General features: G+C 73.4%; 13 protein-coding genes. 11 read left to right on the top strand and 2 right to left on the bottom strand.

Annotated features, from left to right (window positions below):
* The first annotated feature begins 122 nt into the window (after nt 1-122).
* The 5 genes from ftsH to folK all read left to right on the top strand — a co-directional run bounded on the left by ftsH (nt 123) and on the right by folK (nt 5,046).
* The gene (gene ftsH, locus SK069_RS15830; RefSeq protein WP_319955219.1) at nt 123-2,096 is read left to right on the top strand and encodes an ATP-dependent zinc metalloprotease FtsH; all 1,974 of its coding nucleotides are present in this window, start codon (nt 123-125) and stop codon (nt 2,094-2,096) included.
* A 106-nt stretch (nt 2,097-2,202) separates the two neighbouring features.
* Nucleotides 2,203-3,018 carry a dihydropteroate synthase gene (folP, locus tag SK069_RS15825; protein WP_319955218.1) on the top strand — a complete coding sequence of 272 codons (816 nt, stop codon included), beginning with the start codon at nt 2,203-2,205 and terminating at the stop codon, nt 3,016-3,018.
* A gap of 125 nt (nt 3,019-3,143) precedes the next feature.
* Entirely contained in the window at nt 3,144-3,623 is a 480-nt protein-coding gene (gene folB / locus SK069_RS15820; RefSeq protein ID WP_319955217.1) for a dihydroneopterin aldolase, read from the top strand.
* Nucleotides 3,620-4,507, top strand: a complete 888-nt coding sequence (locus SK069_RS15815) for a thioesterase family protein (RefSeq protein WP_319955216.1) — start codon at nt 3,620-3,622, stop codon at nt 4,505-4,507. Before folB ends, SK069_RS15815 begins: the two co-directional genes overlap by 4 nt.
* Nucleotides 4,504-5,046 carry a 2-amino-4-hydroxy-6-hydroxymethyldihydropteridine diphosphokinase gene (gene folK, locus SK069_RS15810; protein ID WP_319955215.1) on the top strand — a complete coding sequence of 181 codons (543 nt, stop codon included), beginning with the start codon at nt 4,504-4,506 and terminating at the stop codon, nt 5,044-5,046. Before SK069_RS15815 ends, folK begins: the two co-directional genes overlap by 4 nt.
* A gap of 44 nt (nt 5,047-5,090) precedes the next feature.
* On the opposite strand, the gene SK069_RS15805 is transcribed toward folK, so the two are convergent.
* Nucleotides 5,091-5,834, bottom strand: a complete 744-nt coding sequence (locus SK069_RS15805; RefSeq protein WP_319955214.1) for a glutathione S-transferase family protein — start codon at nt 5,832-5,834, stop codon at nt 5,091-5,093.
* A gap of 103 nt (nt 5,835-5,937) precedes the next feature.
* On the opposite strand from SK069_RS15805, the gene SK069_RS15800 reads away from it, so the two are divergent.
* The 6 genes from SK069_RS15800 (at nt 5,938) to SK069_RS15775 (ending at nt 14,628) form a co-directional block, all read left to right on the top strand.
* Nucleotides 5,938-6,702 carry a type III pantothenate kinase gene (locus SK069_RS15800; RefSeq protein WP_319955213.1) on the top strand — a complete coding sequence of 255 codons (765 nt, stop codon included), beginning with the start codon at nt 5,938-5,940 and terminating at the stop codon, nt 6,700-6,702.
* Between the two features lie 38 nt (nt 6,703-6,740).
* Nucleotides 6,741-7,799 carry a tRNA dihydrouridine synthase gene (locus SK069_RS15795; RefSeq protein WP_319955212.1) on the top strand — a complete coding sequence of 353 codons (1,059 nt, stop codon included), beginning with the start codon at nt 6,741-6,743 and terminating at the stop codon, nt 7,797-7,799.
* Nucleotides 7,800-8,048: 249 nt separating this feature from the next.
* A complete protein-coding gene (gene greA, locus SK069_RS15790) occupies nt 8,049-8,519 on the top strand; it encodes a transcription elongation factor GreA (protein WP_319955211.1) in 471 nt (156 codons plus the stop codon).
* A gap of 7 nt (nt 8,520-8,526) precedes the next feature.
* The gene (gene lysS / locus SK069_RS15785) at nt 8,527-10,053 is read left to right on the top strand and encodes a lysine--tRNA ligase (RefSeq protein ID WP_319955210.1); all 1,527 of its coding nucleotides are present in this window, start codon (nt 8,527-8,529) and stop codon (nt 10,051-10,053) included.
* Nucleotides 10,054-10,442: 389 nt separating this feature from the next.
* Complete coding sequence (locus tag SK069_RS15780; protein ID WP_319955209.1) at nt 10,443-13,022, top strand: ATP-dependent Clp protease ATP-binding subunit; 2,580 nt, start codon at nt 10,443-10,445, stop codon at nt 13,020-13,022.
* Between the two features lie 565 nt (nt 13,023-13,587).
* Nucleotides 13,588-14,628 carry a PLP-dependent transferase gene (locus SK069_RS15775; protein ID WP_406628305.1) on the top strand — a complete coding sequence of 347 codons (1,041 nt, stop codon included), beginning with the start codon at nt 13,588-13,590 and terminating at the stop codon, nt 14,626-14,628.
* A gap of 237 nt (nt 14,629-14,865) precedes the next feature.
* On the opposite strand, the gene SK069_RS15770 is transcribed toward SK069_RS15775, so the two are convergent.
* Nucleotides 14,866-15,780, bottom strand: a complete 915-nt coding sequence (locus SK069_RS15770; RefSeq protein WP_319955207.1) for a type IV toxin-antitoxin system AbiEi family antitoxin domain-containing protein — start codon at nt 15,778-15,780, stop codon at nt 14,866-14,868.
* Between the last annotated feature and the right edge of the window lie 301 nt (nt 15,781-16,081).

The raw sequence follows: 16,081 nt of genomic DNA, 5'->3' as shown, positions 1-16,081 counted from the left end.
CGCCGCCGACACGTGAACCGGATCACAACACTGATGCGGCGAGGCGGTTACAGCGCCATTGCTACGCTTGGCCCTCGGCCCTGGGTGCCCGTCGACGTGACGGTCCGGGGTCGACCAACCCCATGAACCGGTTCTTCAAGAGCGCCCTCTTCCCGATCCTCATCGTCCTGCTGCTCGCGTTCTTCGCGCAGCGGGTCATCACGAGCGAGTCGACGGTCAAGGCGACCTTCAACGAGTTCCAGTCCCAGCTGGACAACGGCGAGCTCAAGAACGTCGTCGTCCAGACGAAGGACAACTCGCTCAAGGTCACGCTGAAGAGCGACAAGACCTACGAGGTCGGGTACATCCCGGCGTTCGGCCCGCAGCTGGAGGGGATGCTCCAGCAGGCGGCCAGCGATCGCAAGCTCGCGAACTACGACGTGAAGTCGTCGCGGACCTCGGGCCTGTGGCAGATCCTCGCCTACACGATCCCGTTCATCCTCTTCATCGGGCTCTGGTTCCTCATCATGAACCAGGTCCAGGGCGGCGGCTCGAAGGTCATGTCCTTCGGCAAGTCCCGCGCGAAGAAGATGTCGGTCGACGCGCCGAAGATCACCTTCCGCGACGTCGCCGGCGCCGACGAGGCCGTGGAGGAGCTCCACGAGATCAAGGAGTTCCTCGAGAACCCGAAGAAGTTCCAGGCGCTCGGCGCGCGGATCCCGAAGGGCGTCCTGCTCTTCGGCCCCCCGGGCACCGGCAAGACGCTCCTCGCGCGCGCCGTGGCCGGCGAGGCGGGCGTCCCCTTCTTCTCGATCTCGGGCTCGGACTTCGTCGAGATGTTCGTCGGCGTCGGCGCCAGCCGCGTCCGCGACCTCTTCGAGCAGGCGAAGCAGAACTCGCCGTGCATCATCTTCATGGACGAGATCGACGCCGTCGGCCGCCACCGCGGCGCCGGCATGGGCGGCGGTCACGACGAGCGCGAGCAGACGCTGAACCAGCTCCTGGTGGAGATGGACGGCTTCACGATGACGGACAACATCATCCTCATCGCCGCCACGAACCGCCCGGACATCCTCGACCCGGCGCTCCTGCGCCCGGGCCGCTTCGACCGCCAGATCGTCGTCGACCGGCCCGACCGCAAGGGCCGGGCGAAGATCCTCGAGGTCCACACGCGCGGCAAGCCGCTGGCGGGCGACATCGAGGTCGAGGCGCTGGCCGGGCAGACGCCGGGCTTCACCGGCGCCGACCTGGCGAACCTCGTCAACGAGGCCGCGCTCCTCGCCGCCCGCACGGGCAAGAAGCAGATCACCCAGCACGAGCTCGAGGAGGGCATCATGCGGGTGATCGCGGGTCCGGAGAAGAAGACCCGCGTGATGACGGAGAAGGAGCGGGAGATCACCGCGTACCACGAGATGGGCCACGCCTTCGTGGGCCACTTCCTCGAGCACGCGGACCCGGTCCACAAGATCTCCGTCGTCGGGCGCGGCCAGGCGCTCGGCTACACGATCTCGATGCCGTCCGAGGACAAGTTCCTCACGACGCGCGCGCAGCTGCTGGACCAGATGGCGATGACCCTCGGCGGCCGCGCCGCGGAGGAGATCGTCTTCGGCGAGATCACGACGGGCGCGTCGAACGACCTCGAGAAGGTCACCTCGTCGGCGAAGCAGATGGTCATGCGGTTCGGCATGAGCGAGCGGCTCGGCCCGCGCGTCTTCGGCCACAACCACGGCCAGCCGTTCCTCGGCCGCGACATGGCCTCCGAGCCGGACTACTCCGACGAGATCGCCCGCGAGATCGACGACGAGATCCGCCGGATCGTCGAGAGCGCCCACCAGCGCGCGACGGACCTGCTGAACGAGCACCGCGAGGCGCTCAACCGGATCTCGGAGATCCTCATCCGCCGCGAGACGATCGAGCGCGACGAGTTCCTCGCCCTGCTCGACGGTCGTGACGAGGACGACGTCTTCCACGACGATCCGCCGTCGCTGCCGCCGGGCGCGCCGAGCACCGCCGACGAGGAGCGCAGCGAGCGCCCCGCGCCGCGCCCGCTCCCGCGTCCGGGCCTCGGCACCGCGATGGACGCCGGGGACGGCCCGCAGCGGCCGCGCCGGATCTAGGACGACCACCGCACCTCCTGCGCGACGCGCCGCCCCCGGGCGGCGCGTCGTCGTTCAGGGCCGTCCGCGCGGCTCGCCGCAGGGCGCGCGCTCTACCCTCTCGGGCGTGCCCGCGTTCGAGGTCATGGGCGTGGTGAACGTCACGCCCGACTCCTTCAGCGACGGCGGCGAGTGGTTCGACCGCGACGCCGCGGTCCGTCACGGCCTCGAGCTCGCGGCGGCGGGTGCGGCGATCCTCGACGTCGGCGGCGAGTCCACGCGTCCCGGTGCCGACCCGGTGCCCGAGGCCGAGGAGCTGCGGCGCGTCTTGCCGGTCATCGAGGAGCTCGCGGCGCGCCTGCCCGACACGACGCTCTCCGTCGACACGACGAAGGCCGCCGTCGCCGCGGCGGCCATCGACGCCGGGGCCCGCTACGTCAACGACGTGACGGGGCTCCGCGGCGATCCGGAGATGCTCGCGCTCGTCGCCGAGCGCGACGTGCGCTGCTGCCTCATGCACATGCGCGGCGAGCCGCGCACGATGCAGCGGGACCCGGTCTACGACGACGTCGTGGCCGAGGTCCGGGTGTTCCTCGAGGAGCGCCTCGCCGTCGCTCGAACGGCGGGCGTGCGCGCGGAGCGGATCGACCTGGACCCGGGGGTCGGGTTCGGCAAGACGGTCGAGCACAACCTGGCCCTGCTGCGGCGCCTCGACGAGATCGTCGCGATCGGCCCCCGGGTCCTCGTCGGCACCTCGCGAAAGAGCTTCCTCGGCCGGCTCACGGGGCGCGACGACCCACGGCAGCGACTCGCGGGCACGATCGCGACGAACGTCCTGGCCCTCGCCGCGGGCGCCCGGGTCTTCCGCGTCCACGACGCCGGCGCCATCCGCGACGCGCTGGCGGTCGCGGCGCGGGTCCTCGACCCCGACGACGCGGTCTAGCGCCGCCGGCCGCGAGCGGCGCACGTCCCCGACGGGTCGCCCGGGCGAGCGGGACCCCGACGCGTCACCGCTCACCGGCCCGGCGGACGCGGGTCGGCGACGAGCCGTTGCTAGCGTGCCCGCCCATGCCCGAGGACCGCCCCGACGAGCGCCCGTTCGACGAGGAGCCGGACGAGCCGGAGCTCGAGGCGGACGACGACGACGACGACCTCGACGAGCTCGACGGCGACGATCGCGACGAGGTCACCGTCGAGATCCGCGGGCTCTCGCTCTACACCCACCACGGCGTGTCCGCCGCCGAGCGGGAGATCGGTCAGCGGCTGCTCGTCGACCTGCGGATGGCGGTCGCCGACTGCGACGCGACGGTGACCGACCGCGTCGAGGACACGATCGACTACGGCGAGGTCTGCCAGCTCGTGGCGCTCGTCGCCCAGCAGCGCTCGTACAAGACCCTCGAGCGGCTCTGCGCCGCGATCGCCGACCGGATCGTCTCCGACTACGGCGCGGAGGAGGTCTGGGTGAAGTGCACGAAGCCCGAGCCGCCGATCCCGCTGCCGGTCGACGAGGTCGCCGTCGAGCTCTGGCGGGCCGGGGAGCACGGATGACGAGCACCGGCGCCGCGACGGCCTTCGACCGCGCGATCGCCGTCGTCCCCGGGCCGACCGCCACGACCGCGGTCGCCACGATCGACCCCGCCTGGGGCGCCCCGACCGGCCCGAACGGCGGGTACCTCGCGGCGACGGTCATCCGGGCGATCGAGCTGCTCGTCGACCCCGACGACGCGCTGCGGCTGCGGTCGCTGACGCTGCACTACCTGCGCGGCGCCGGTCCGGGGCCGCTGGAGCTGGAGGTCGAGGCTCTGCGCCGGGGGCGACGGATCACGAGCCTGCGGATCGCCGCCCGTCAGGACGACCGGCCGATCCTCGCCGGGCTGGCGGCGCTCGCGGCCCCGGGGATCGCCTCGCCCGTGGCGTGGGGGCCGGTGTCGCCGGCGCCGCGCCCGGCCCCCGCGCGCGACGCCGGGCTCGTCCCGGTGCACGAGTACCGTCCCGACGCCGGCCGCTGGATGCAGCCGGTGCCGCAGATGCCGCCGATCGTCCACGAGGTGCGCTTCGCGCCCCAGCTCGGGGGCGTGCCGCTCGCCGGGCGGGTCCCGGATCCCGGCGGCGCCGTGGAGACCGGCGGCTGGGTCTCGCTGCCCGAGCCGCGGCGGATCGACGCCGCGCTCGTCGCGCTGGCCCTCGACGTCTGGTGGCCGCCGGTGTTCGAGGCCGTCACGCGGCCCGTGATCGCGCCGACGATCGACCTCACGATCCACTTCCGCGCCGACGTGCCGCGCGTCGGCCTCGACGGCGACGCCGTCTTCGGCCTCTACCGCTCCACGAGCGCGGGGGAGGGCATGGTCGAGGAGGACGCCCGCGTGTTCGGCGAGGACGGCACCCTGCTGGCCGAGAGCCGGCAGCTCGCGCTGCTGGTGGCCGCCGGATGACCGACCTGCGTCCCGGCGAGCAGGTCGGCTACCTCGGGCTCGGGTCCAACATCGGCGACCGGCGCGCGGCGTTGCAGCGCGCCGTCGACGCCCTGCCGCGCCACGGCGTGCGCGTGCTGGCGAGCTCCGCGCTCTACGACACCGACCCGGTCGGGGAGATCCTCGACCAGCCGTCGTTCCTCAACGCGTGCGTGCGGATCGCGACGGCGCTGGCCCCCGAGGAGCTCCTGAGGGCCTGCAAGGCCGTCGAGCGCGATCAGGGCCGCACCGCGGTGCCAGGGGACCCGGGCTACGTGCGCCACGCGCCGCGGGCGATCGACGTCGACCTGCTCCTGCTCGGCGAGGCGCCGTACCGCTCGGAGCGCCTGACGCTGCCGCACGCCCAGGTCACGGAGCGGCGGTTCGTGCTCGTGCCGCTCCTGGAGCTCCAGCTGGACCTCGCGCTGCCGGACGGCACGCGCCTGGCCGACCGCCTCGCCGAGCTGCCGCTCGACGAGGGCGTGCGACGGGTGCAGGACCCGCTCGACCTGCCGGGCTGAGCGCCGCCGGCACCGCGCGCGGGTGCCGCGCGGGGTGCCCGTCCTCAGCCGCGCAGCGGCGCGAGCCAGGCCTCCGGCAGGGCCCCGGCCGGGACGTCGCCGTCGTACTCCGGGAACAACCGCAGCGCCAGCTGCCCGGCGGGCCGCGCCTCGAGCGGTCCGCGCAGGTCCTGGATCGTCATGAGGAGCCGCAGCGACGCGGCGATCTGCAGGTCGGCGGCGTTGGCCTCCGGCCCCCCGAGCGTGCCGTCTGCGAGCCAGCCCTCGATCCGGTCCAGGTGGGCGGGCAGGTCCTGGAGGTCGGCCTTGACGCTCGCCTCGTTGACCCGGTTGAGCCGGTGCTCGGCGGCGATGATCAGGGGCGCCACGAACGGGACCGCCGCCTTCGGCATCGGCAGGCGCGAGTGCTCCTGGAACGTCGGGATCGCCTGCGGCTTGCGGTCGAGGGCGAGCCACAGCACGCGGCGCGGGATCGACTGCAGCACCGCGTCGCCCCACGCCTCCGCCGCGAGGACCCGCTCGCGGGCGGCGGGATCGGCCGGCAGCAGCGCGGGGCTCGGGAGCCGCTCGTCGAGCCGCCGGAGGATCGCGCGCGACCCGACGACGCGCTCGCCGTCGTCGAAGCGGATCGCCGGCACGGTGCGACGCTGGAAGAGCAGCGTCTGCAGCAGTGCGTGGGCGGCCGGCGGCCATTCGATCACGCGGTGCTCGACGCCCTTGCGCTCGAGCGCCCGCTGGACGGTCGCGCAGGGGTGCGAGCCGTGGACGACGAACAGCGTGGCGGGCATGGGGCGCCAGCATAGGGGCGTCGCCGGGGCGCGGCGCCGTGCGCGCGTCCTCCCGCCGCGCCGCGCGGATGGGTCCGCGCCACGAGCGCGCGATACTGGCGCGATGCTCCTCGTCGTCGACGTCGGCAACACCCAGACCCACTTCGGCACCTTCGACGGCGACGACCTCGTCGAGCACTGGCGCTTCGCGACGGTGCGCACCTCGACCGGCGACGAGCTCGGCGCGAAGCTCCGCAGCCTGCTCGAGCTCCGCGGGATGGAGATGGAGGACCTCACCGCGTCGATCGTCTCCTCGACGGTCCCGCAGCTCGCCGACGAGTGGCGCGCGATGGCCGACCGCTACCTCGACCACGAGATGATCGTCGTGCGGCAGGGGATCAAGACGGGGATGGCGCTGCGCTACGACAACCCGCGCGAGATCGGCGCGGACCGGCTCGTGAACGCGGTCGCCGCGTTCGACCGCTTCCGGGGGGCCTGCGTCGTCGTCGACTTCGGCACCGCGATCACCTACGACCCCGTGTCGGCCGAGGGCGAGTACCTCGGCGGCATCATCAGCCCGGGCGTCGAGATCTCGCTCGAGGCCCTCACGAGCCGCGCGGCCGCGCTGCCGCGGATCGACCTCGTCCCGCCGCGCCAGCTCATCGGCAAGTCGACGATCGAGGGCATCCGCTCCGGCGTCATCTACGGCTTCGCCGGCGGGGTCGACGCGATCGTCGGGCGCCTGCTCGACGAGCTCGGGCAGGACACCGGGCTCATCGCGACGGGCGGCCTGGCGCGGGCGATCGTGCCGCACTGCCGGACGATCCACGAGGTCGACGACCTCCTGACGCTCACCGGCCTGCGCCTCCTGCACGAGCGCAACGCCTGAGCGACGAGCGACGAGCGCGGGCTACCCTTGGTGGTCGCATGTCGCTGCCCGCCCTCACCGAGCCGTGGTCGATCGCCGGGGTCCGGATCCCGAACCGCGTGACGCTCGCGCCGCTGGCGGGCATCGGCAGCTGGGTGACCCGGCTGCAGGCCAAGCGCCACGGGGCCGGCTACGCGGTCAGCGAGATGGTCTCCTCGTTCGCGATCCACTACGAGAACGAGAAGACGCTGCGCGACCTGCTCGTCTTCCGGCCCGAGGAGCGGGAGGACGGACCGGTCGCGATCCAGCTCTTCGGCCAGGACCCAGAGGTCATGCGGTCGGCGGCCGCGCACGTGGCCGAGCACCTGCCGCACGTCGACGTCATCGACCTGAACATGGGCTGCCCGGTGCCGAAGGTCTGCAAGACCGGTGCCGGCGCCGCGATGCTCAAGGACCCCGACACGGCGGTCGCGGTCGCCCGCGCCGCCCGCGAGGGCTCCGGCCTGCCGGTGACGGTGAAGCTCCGGTCCGCGACGAGGAAGGACGGGGAGCACGACGGCTACGCGCTGGCGCAGCGGCTCGTGGAGGAGGCGGGCGTCGCGTCGATCGGCTTCCACCCCCGCAGCGCGCAGGTCCACCACAAGGGCGTCCCGGACTACGACCTGGCCGCGCGCCTCGTCGAGGAGCTGCCGGTGCCGGTGGTCCTCACCGGCGGCCTCCACACCGCGGCGGAGACGCGCGCGGCCTACGAGCACGTCCGTCCCGCGGCCGTGATGCTCGCGCGCGGCATCCTCGGCAACCCGTGGCTCTTCTCGACGCTCCTGGACCGCCGTCCGGACGTGCCGCCGACCCCGCGCGAGGTCCTCGACGAGGTCGACTGGGTCCTGGACCGGACGGTCGAGCACCTCGGTGCCGACCGGGCGGCGCGCTACCTGCGCAAGCACTACCCCTGGTACGTCGAGCGCCTCGCCGAGGCGCTGAGCGCGGGCGAGGAGCCGCGTCCGGTCCGTCCGTGGACGACGCCGGCGTTCAAGCGGCTCCAGGCCGAGCTCCAGCGCAGCGAGGGCGTCGAGGCCGCGCGGCAGCTGCTGCACGCGGCCGCGGCGCTGCCCGCCTGAGCGTCGGCCACGCTGCCGTCGGGCAGGCGCCGGGCCGCGCCTCGGCCGCGCCCGACCGGACGGCGCGGAGGGCGCCGCTGGACGGCAAGACCCCGGCCGCACGTGGACTTCGGGGGATGCGTGGCTATACTGCCCGCTCGCTCACGCGGGGCGGCGGCGCCCGACGGACCAGGATCCCCGGTCCGCGCGACGTCCATCGGTCGGCACCGTCCCCGCCCGCCAGCCGACGGCGAAAGGTCGCCTCCGCCCATGCCCAAGGACGTCATCCTCACCCACGACGGGCTCGAGAAGCTCAAGCAGGAGCTCGAGCACCTGACCACGGTCAAGCGTCGCGAGGTGGCCGAGCGGATCAAGGAGGCCCGCGAGTTCGGCGACATCTCGGAGAACTCCGAGTACGACGACGCCAAGAACGAGCAGGCGATGGTCGAGCGGCGCATCCTCGACATCGAGGAGCAGCTGCGCTCGGCCCAGGTCGTCGACGAGGCGCACCTCTCGACCGACGCCGTCCAGGTCGGCACCCGCGTCCGCGTGAAGAGCGACAAGGGCGAGGAGGAGTTCGCGATCGTCGGCTCCGCCGAGGCGAACCCCGCCGAACGCAAGCTCTCCAACGAGTCGCCGGTCGGCCGTGCCCTCCTCGGGCAGTCGCGCGGCGCGAAGGTCACCGTGAACCTGCCGAGCGGCAAGACGCGGACCCTCGAGATCCTCGAGATCTCCCGCTGAGCGCCGGATGAGCGACGCCGAGACGGCACCGCCCGGGGCGCCGGACGCCGGCGACGACGGCACCGACCTGCTGGCGGTCCGCCGCGGCAAGCTCGACCGGCTGCGCGCCGAGGGCATCGAGCCGTTCCCGCACGACTTCGACGGCGTCGAGGCGATCGCCGCCGTCCGCGAGCGCCACGCCGGGCTCGAGGCGGGCGCCGAGACCGACGTCCGGCACCGGATCGCCGGACGGCTCCACGCGCGCCGGGGCCAGGGGAAGATGGCGTTCCTCGACCTCGACGACCGCGGCGGGCGCCTGCAGCTGCAGGCGAAGCTCGACGTCCTGGGCCCCGAGCGGATGTCGCGGCTGCTGGAGGCGGTCGACCTCGGCGACGTCCTCGGCGTCGACGGCGTCGCGTTCGTCTCGCGCCGCGGCGAGCTGTCGCTGCGGATCGAGGACTTCACCGTCCTGGCGAAGGCGCTGCGCCCGCCGCCGGACAAGCACCACGGCCTGCAGGACACCGAGCTGCGCCAGCGCCGGCGCGAGCTGGACCTCCTCGGCAACGAGGAGACGCGCGAGGCGTTCATCACCCGCTCGCGGATCGTGTCCGAGATCCGCCGCTACCTCGACGGGGAGGGGTTCCTCGAGGTCGAGACCCCGGTGCTGCAGCCGCTCTACGGCGGCGCGCTCGCCCGGCCCTTCGTCACGCACCACAACGCCCTGGACCGCGACTTCTACCTGCGGATCGCGACCGAGCTCTACCTCAAGCGGCTCATCGTCGGCGGGCTCGAGCGGGTCTACGAGATCGGCAAGAACTTCCGCAACGAGGGCATCAGCCACAAGCACAACCCCGAGTTCACGATGCTCGAGTGGTACGAGGCGTACGCGGACGTCGAGGACGCCGCGAACCGCCTCGAGGCGTGCGTGCAGCACGTCGCGCGGGCGATCGGCGTCGACGACCCGGAGGATCCCGACGCGATCCGCTGGACGGAGCCGTGGAAGCGCCAGACGCTCGCCGGCGCGATCGAGGAGGCGACGGGCATCGACGTGCTGGCCCATCGCGACGCGGCGTCCCTGGCGCAGGTGATCCGGGACTCCGACGCGACCGACCTCGACCCCGACGGCCGGACCTGGCCGCAGCTCGTCGACGACCTGCTCTCCAAGCACGTCGAGCCGTTCCTGCAGCAGCCGACGATGCTCTTCGACTATCCCGTCGAGCTCTCGCCGTTCGCGAAGGCCAAGCGCACGGCGGACGGCGTCGACACCGGGCTCGTCGAGCGGTTCGAGGCGTTCGCCTGCGGGATGGAGATCGCCAACGCGTTCTCCGAGCTCAACGACCCGGACGAGCAGCGCCGGCGGTTCGAGGAGCAGGCGCGCCTGGAGCTCGAGGGCGACGACGAGGCGCAGCCCTACGACGAGGCGTTCGTCGAGGCGCTCGAGCAGGGGATGCCGCCGACCGGCGGCCTCGGCCTCGGCATCGACCGGCTCGTGATCTGCATGACCGGGCGCCGGACGATCCGCGAGGTCGTCCTGTTCCCGGCGATGCGCGACTGAGCGGTCCCCGCGCGGGTTCGAGTCCGCGGTCAGTCGCTCGGGCGTCGCCCGTGTCTGCGCGCGGCGGCGGGCGGGTACACCCTCTCCGTGCCCGATCGCGCGGCGTCCGGGGGCTCGGCCCCCCGCGGTAATGGTAGAATCCGGACTGGATTTGACGTCATTGTTCCGGATGGCGCACCGCCCGCACGTTCGTCCGCTCCAGCGGCCCGGACTGGGGCCGTCGGGGCCGCTGGTACGATCACTGTCAGGGAACGACTGAAGGGCCCGGACGCGCATCTGCCCGACTCGGACGGGGCGTAGAGATGGGTGAACGGGTCCGTCGGCGTACCCGAACGCGGGACCTACCCGGGCCGGATCCACCGACCCGGGGGCCAGGAAGGATCCAGGGAATGTTCGAGCGATTCACAGAACGAGCCAGGCAGGTCGTCGTTCTCGCCCAGGAAGAGGCGCGGACGCTCAAGCACAACTACATCGGCACCGAGCACATCCTGCTCGGGCTGCTGCGCGAGGAGGAGGGCCTGGCGGCCCGCGTCCTCGAGTCGCTCGACATCACCGTCGAGCGGGTCCGGGCGCAGGTCGTGCGGATCGTCGGGTCGGGCGAGGAGGTCACCTCCGGCCAGATCCCGTTCACGCCGCGCGCCAAGAAGGTCCTCGAGCTCGCGCTGCGCGAGGCGCTCAGCCTGGGCCACAACTACATCGGCACCGAGCACATCCTGCTCGGCCTCGTGCGGGAGAACGAGGGCGTCGCCGCCCGCATCCTGCTGGACTTCGACGCCGACAGCGAGAAGATCCGCAACGAGGTCATCCGGATGCTCTCCGGTCCGGGCGGCCGCCGCCAGACGGCGGGCTCCTCGGTCGGCGGCAGCGGCGCGCAGGCGGGCGAGGGCTCGCCGCAGAAGCGCTCGTCCAAGGTCCTCGACCAGTTCGGTCGAGACCTGACGAAGCTCGCCGCGGAGGGCAAGCTCGACCCGGTCGTCGGTCGCGAGACCGAGATCGAGCGGATCATGCAGATCCTCTCGCGCCGGACGAAGAACAACCCGGTCCTCATCGGCGAGCCGGGCGTCGGCAAGACGGCCGTCGTCGAGGGGCTGGCGCAGCGGATCGCGTCGGGCGACGTCCCGGAGCTGCTGCGCGACAAGCAGATCTACACGCTGGATCTCGCCGCCCTCGTCGCCGGGTCCAAGTACCGCGGCGAGTTCGAGGAGCGCCTGAAGAAGGTCATGAAGGAGATCGCCAACAAGGGCGACGTCATCCTCTTCATCGACGAGATCCACAACCTCGTCGGCGCCGGCGCGGCCGAGGGCGCGATCGACGCGGCCTCGATCCTGAAGCCCGCGCTGGCCCGTGGCGAGCTGCAGACGATCGGCGCCACGACGATCGACGAGTACCGCAAGTACCTCGAGCGCGACTCCGCGCTGGAGCGCCGCTTCCAGCAGGTCCGCGTGGAGCAGCCCGCCGTCGAGGAGGCCGTGCAGATCCTCAAGGGCCTGCGCGACCGGTACGAGCAGCACCACAAGATCGAGATCACCGACGAGGCCCTCGAGGCCGCGGCGGAGCTCGCCGACCGCTACATCTCCGACCGCCAGCTGCCGGACAAGGCGATCGACCTCGTCGACGAGGCCGCGTCCCGCAAGCGCATCCGGTCGATGGGCAGCCCGCCCGTCTTCCAGGAGGTCGAGGAGCAGATCGCCGAGGCCCGCCGCAAGAAGGACGCGGCGATCGAGGCGCAGGAGTACGAGTCCGCGGCCGCGCTGCGCGACGAGGAGCGCAAGCTCGTGCAGAAGAAGCGCGAGCTCGTCGAGCAGTGGGAGGCCGGCGAGGGCGAGCAGCCCCGGCTGTCGATCGGCGAGGAGGAGATCGCCGACATCGTCTCGATGTGGACGGGCATCCCGGTCTTCAAGCTCACCGAGGCCGAGACCCGTCGCCTGATGGCGATGGAGGAGGAGCTCCACGAGCGCGTGATCGGGCAGGAGCAGGCCGTGAAGGTCGTCTCCAAGGCGATCCGCCGCTCGCGTGCGGGCCTCAAGGACCCCAAGCGCCCGACCGGCTCGTTCATCTTCCTCGGCCCGACGGGCGTCGGCAAGACGGAGCTCGCCAAGTCGCTGGCGCAGTTCCTCTTCAACGACGACGACGCGATGGTCCGCATCGACATGTCCGAGTACATGGAGAAGCACGCGGTCTCGCGGCTCGTCGGCTCGCCCCCCGGCTACGTCGGGTACGACGAGGGCGGCCAGCTGACCGAGGCCGTGCGGCGCAAGCCGTACTCGGTGCTCCTGCTGGACGAGATCGAGAAGGCCCACCCGGACGTCTTCAACCTGCTGCTCCAGATCCTGGAGGACGGCCGGCTGACCGACTCGCAGGGCCGCACGGTCGACTTCCGGCACGCCATCGTGATCATGACCTCGAACATCGGGGCCTCGGAGATCGCGAAGTCGACGCCGCTCGGCTTCCAGATCGGTGACGAGGACGCCGAGATCAGCTACGAGGACATGAAGCAGCGCGTCACCGGCGAGCTGAAGAAGGCGTTCAAGCCGGAGTTCCTCAACCGGATCGACGAGGTCATCGTCTTCCACAAGCTGACGAAGCCGGAGATCGCCCGGATCGTCGACCTGATGGTGGACCGGGTCCGCAAGTCGCTGAAGGACCGCGAGCTCACGCTCGAGCTGACCGACGGCGTCAAGGACCTGCTGACCGAGAAGGGGTGGGACCCCGCGATGGGCGCCCGTCCGCTCCGCCGGGCGATCCAGCGCTACATCGAGGACCCGCTGGCGGACTTCGTGCTCGCCAACGAGCTCCACCCCGGCGCCGTCGTGACGGTCGACCGCTCCGCGGAGCCCGACGACGAGGGTCGCGAGGTGACGCTGAGCGTCGACACGACGAACGCGAAGGTGCCGGCCGCCGTCGGTGCCGACGACGAGACCGAGAACGAGGACGCCGAGGAGCCCGCCGAGGCGACCGAGGAGTCCTGATCGGACCGCGCCCCGCGGGGCGCGACCAGCTCGACGGGGGCGGCACCAACCTGGCGGTGTCGCCCCCGTCGTCGTTCTCGAAGCGGTCTGCCGGGTTCGCCGGCCGAGGATCCCTCGGTGCAGGGCGTCGGACGGCCGTGGCCGGTGGCCGGCGGCCGGAGGTCCCGGGTACCGGCGACGTCGCTCGCGCGTGGCGGCGCGCCACGCGGGGCTGCAACGACCCGGTCACCCCTCGGCCACTGCCAGGCCACTCGCTAGGGTTGCCCGCGATGCGTCGCTGCCCGTCGCCGCTCGCCCGTGCCCTGCGGGCGCCGTCCGTCCCCCGAGACTCGTGGGGCCGCGCGTGAGCGCGGACGAGCGCGCCGGCGAGGGCGGGTCCTCCCCGAAGGACGGCGGGTCGGCCTGGGCGCCAGGCGAGGCCGGGGTCCTGCCGCGCGGGGTCGCGGCGCGGGCGCGGGCCGAGCTCGAGCGCCAGCGCGGCCGCGGGCCGCGGCCGGCCGTCGCGCCGGACGACGCCGGCGCAGCGCCGGCGTCCGGGCCCGAGGGCCTCGCCGACGCCACGCGGATCGTCCGCGCGGGCCTTCCGAGCGCGGGACAGGGCCGGCCGTTCCTCCCCGGTCCGGTCTTCGCCGCGCCGTACCACGCCGCGGGGGACCTCGACGAGGCGCCGCACGTCTACGGCCGGATGACGAACCCCGGCTTCGAGCGCTACGAGCACGCGCTCGGCGAGCTCGACGGGGGTCACGCGGTCGTCTTCGCCTCGGGCATGGCGGCCGTGGCGGCGATCCTCCACCACCTCCTGGGTCCCGGTGACCTGCTCGTCGCCCCGACCGACGGCTATCCGGGGGTGGCGCAGCTCGCGCGCGAGCACCTCGCGCTGCGGGGCGTCGGCGTGCGGCTCGTGCCGACCGCGGACGAGCAGATCCGCCGTGCCGCCAAGGGCGCGAGCCTCGTGTGGCTCGAGACGCCCGCGAACCCCGGCCTCGAGGTGCTCGAACTCGAGGAGACGATCGCCGCGTGCCGCCGCGCCGGGGCACGCGTCGTCGTCGACAACACACTGGCGACCCCGTTGCGCCAGCGGCCGCTCGAGCTCGGCGCCGACCTCGTCGTCTCCTCCGACAGCAAGCACCTCGCCGGCCACAGCGACCTCATCCTCGGGCACGTCTCCGCGGCCGACGAGGAGGTCGCCGCGGGCCTGCGCTCGTGGCGGACCCTCGCCGGCGCGGTCCCCGGACCCTTCGAGACGTGGTTGGCCCACCGCTCGCTCGCCACGCTGGAGGTCCGGCTGGCGCGACAGGAGCAGGTCGCCGAGGCGCTCGTCGCCGCCCTCCGCGAGCGCGACGACGTCAGCGACGTCCGCTACCCGGGCCTGAGCTCCGTGGTCGGCTTCGACCTCGGCTCGCCCCGCCGGGCCCGCACCTTCCTCTCCGCCCTGGAGATCGTCCTCGAGGCCACGAGCTTCGGCGGCCTCCACACCACCGCCGAGCGCCGCGACCGCCACGGCGACGGCCAGGTCCCGCCGGGCTACATCCGCCTCAGCGCGGGCATCGAGGACCCCCGGGACGTCGTCGCCGACGTCCTCACCGCCCTCGACCGCTCCCGCTGACCGCCTTCGACCGCTCGTTGCCGGCGTGAGCGCCCTCGCCCGCCGGGCACGCGCTGAGCGGCACGGAGCCGTGGGCTCGAGGCGCCGGCCGTTCTGCGCGGGTCGCGGCGAACCGCTGCACGAGCGGTCCGGCGCTCGCGCCGTGAGCGAAGCCCGCGTCGGCCGCGGGAATCTCCGATGTCGAGCGGCGGCTGGCGCCGTGAAGCAGCAACGGTGGCGCGTGATTGGACGGCTCTGTCACGGCACGCCACCGCGCGTCGATGCTCGTCCCAGGATCAGCGCGAGCTCGGCGATCAGGGCGACCGGCTCCTCCCGCACCCTCCGAGCGCCGACGCGGACGACGAGGTAGCCGGAGGCGGCGAGTCGGCTGCTTCTCCGGCGGTCCGCCTCGGCCCGGGTCGGGACGGCGTCGTGGAACCCCCGACTGTCGAGCTCGACGACGACCCGGTGCTCGGGCCACAGCGCGTCGACGGTGATCCCGGCGACGCGTGCGTTGGCCTCGTACGCCGGCAGCTGCGATCGCGCCCACAGCTGCCGGAACATCCGCTCGAGCTCGGATCGGGTCGCGCCGCGATGCGCGGCGAGCATCGCGCGGAGCGCGGGAACGCCCCGGGTGCCGCCGTGTCGCCCGAGGTGCCGCCGCAGGTCCTCGGGGGTGACCCGGCGCGCCACCAGCGCCTGATCGACGAGGCGCTCGAGGGCCGCCGGGCCGACGCTCGCCGCCAGGTCGCAGATCGTTCGTTCCGGACTCGTCACCCGGAGTCCGTCGACGTGCAGGACCTCCGGCGGGTCGAGGCGGCGCACGCAGCGGACCGCGACCCCATCCCGCGAGCGGCGTCCTCGAACGGCCGTCGCGACCGTCACCGGCCCCCCGGTGAACGGCCCGAATCCGAGGTGCCAGGCGGCCCACCCCCGGTCGAGCGCGGCGTCGTCCCCGACGGCCAGCAGCGCTGCGCGGCCGCGCACCCTGGCGGTCACCGGCCCGGGGCCGGCGAGCACGACGCCCCGGTGCAGCCGAAGGAAGCGCCCGCGTCGGACCGCCCGCTCGACCGCGTCCGGGCTCCATCCCCGCTCGACGAGCTGCCGCGTCGTGGCGAGTCCGTCCTGGCGCACGGCCAGGTCCCGGAGGCGACGTTCGCGGTCCGCCGACATCGCGACCGATCGTGCCGCGGTCCTCGCGCAATCGGTGCTCCGTTTCGTGACGGACGCGTGCCATGGGCGCGCCAGTCCACGTGCGTGAGACGAGGACGACCCGGGAGGGACGGGACGGGATGAGGTGCGGCGAACCGCGGTCGGCTCGATCTCCGCCGCCGACCGGTTCGCGAACCCCGCGAGGGGTGCGGCGAAGGCCGGCCACGCTCGTCCCGGCGTTCTCGTTCCGCCGTTCCCCGCACGCTGATCGCGGGAGCACCGGCGGGCTCGTCGCGCCCGCCTGCCGCCGGGGGCGTCCGTA

Origin of the sequence: Patulibacter brassicae, assembly GCF_033949425.1 — a bacterium.
Taxonomy (GTDB): Bacteria; Actinomycetota; Thermoleophilia; order Solirubrobacterales; family Solirubrobacteraceae; genus Patulibacter; species Patulibacter brassicae.
The sequence above is the reverse complement of the archived record's forward strand: the minus strand, read 5'-3'. Positions and strand labels throughout refer to the sequence as shown.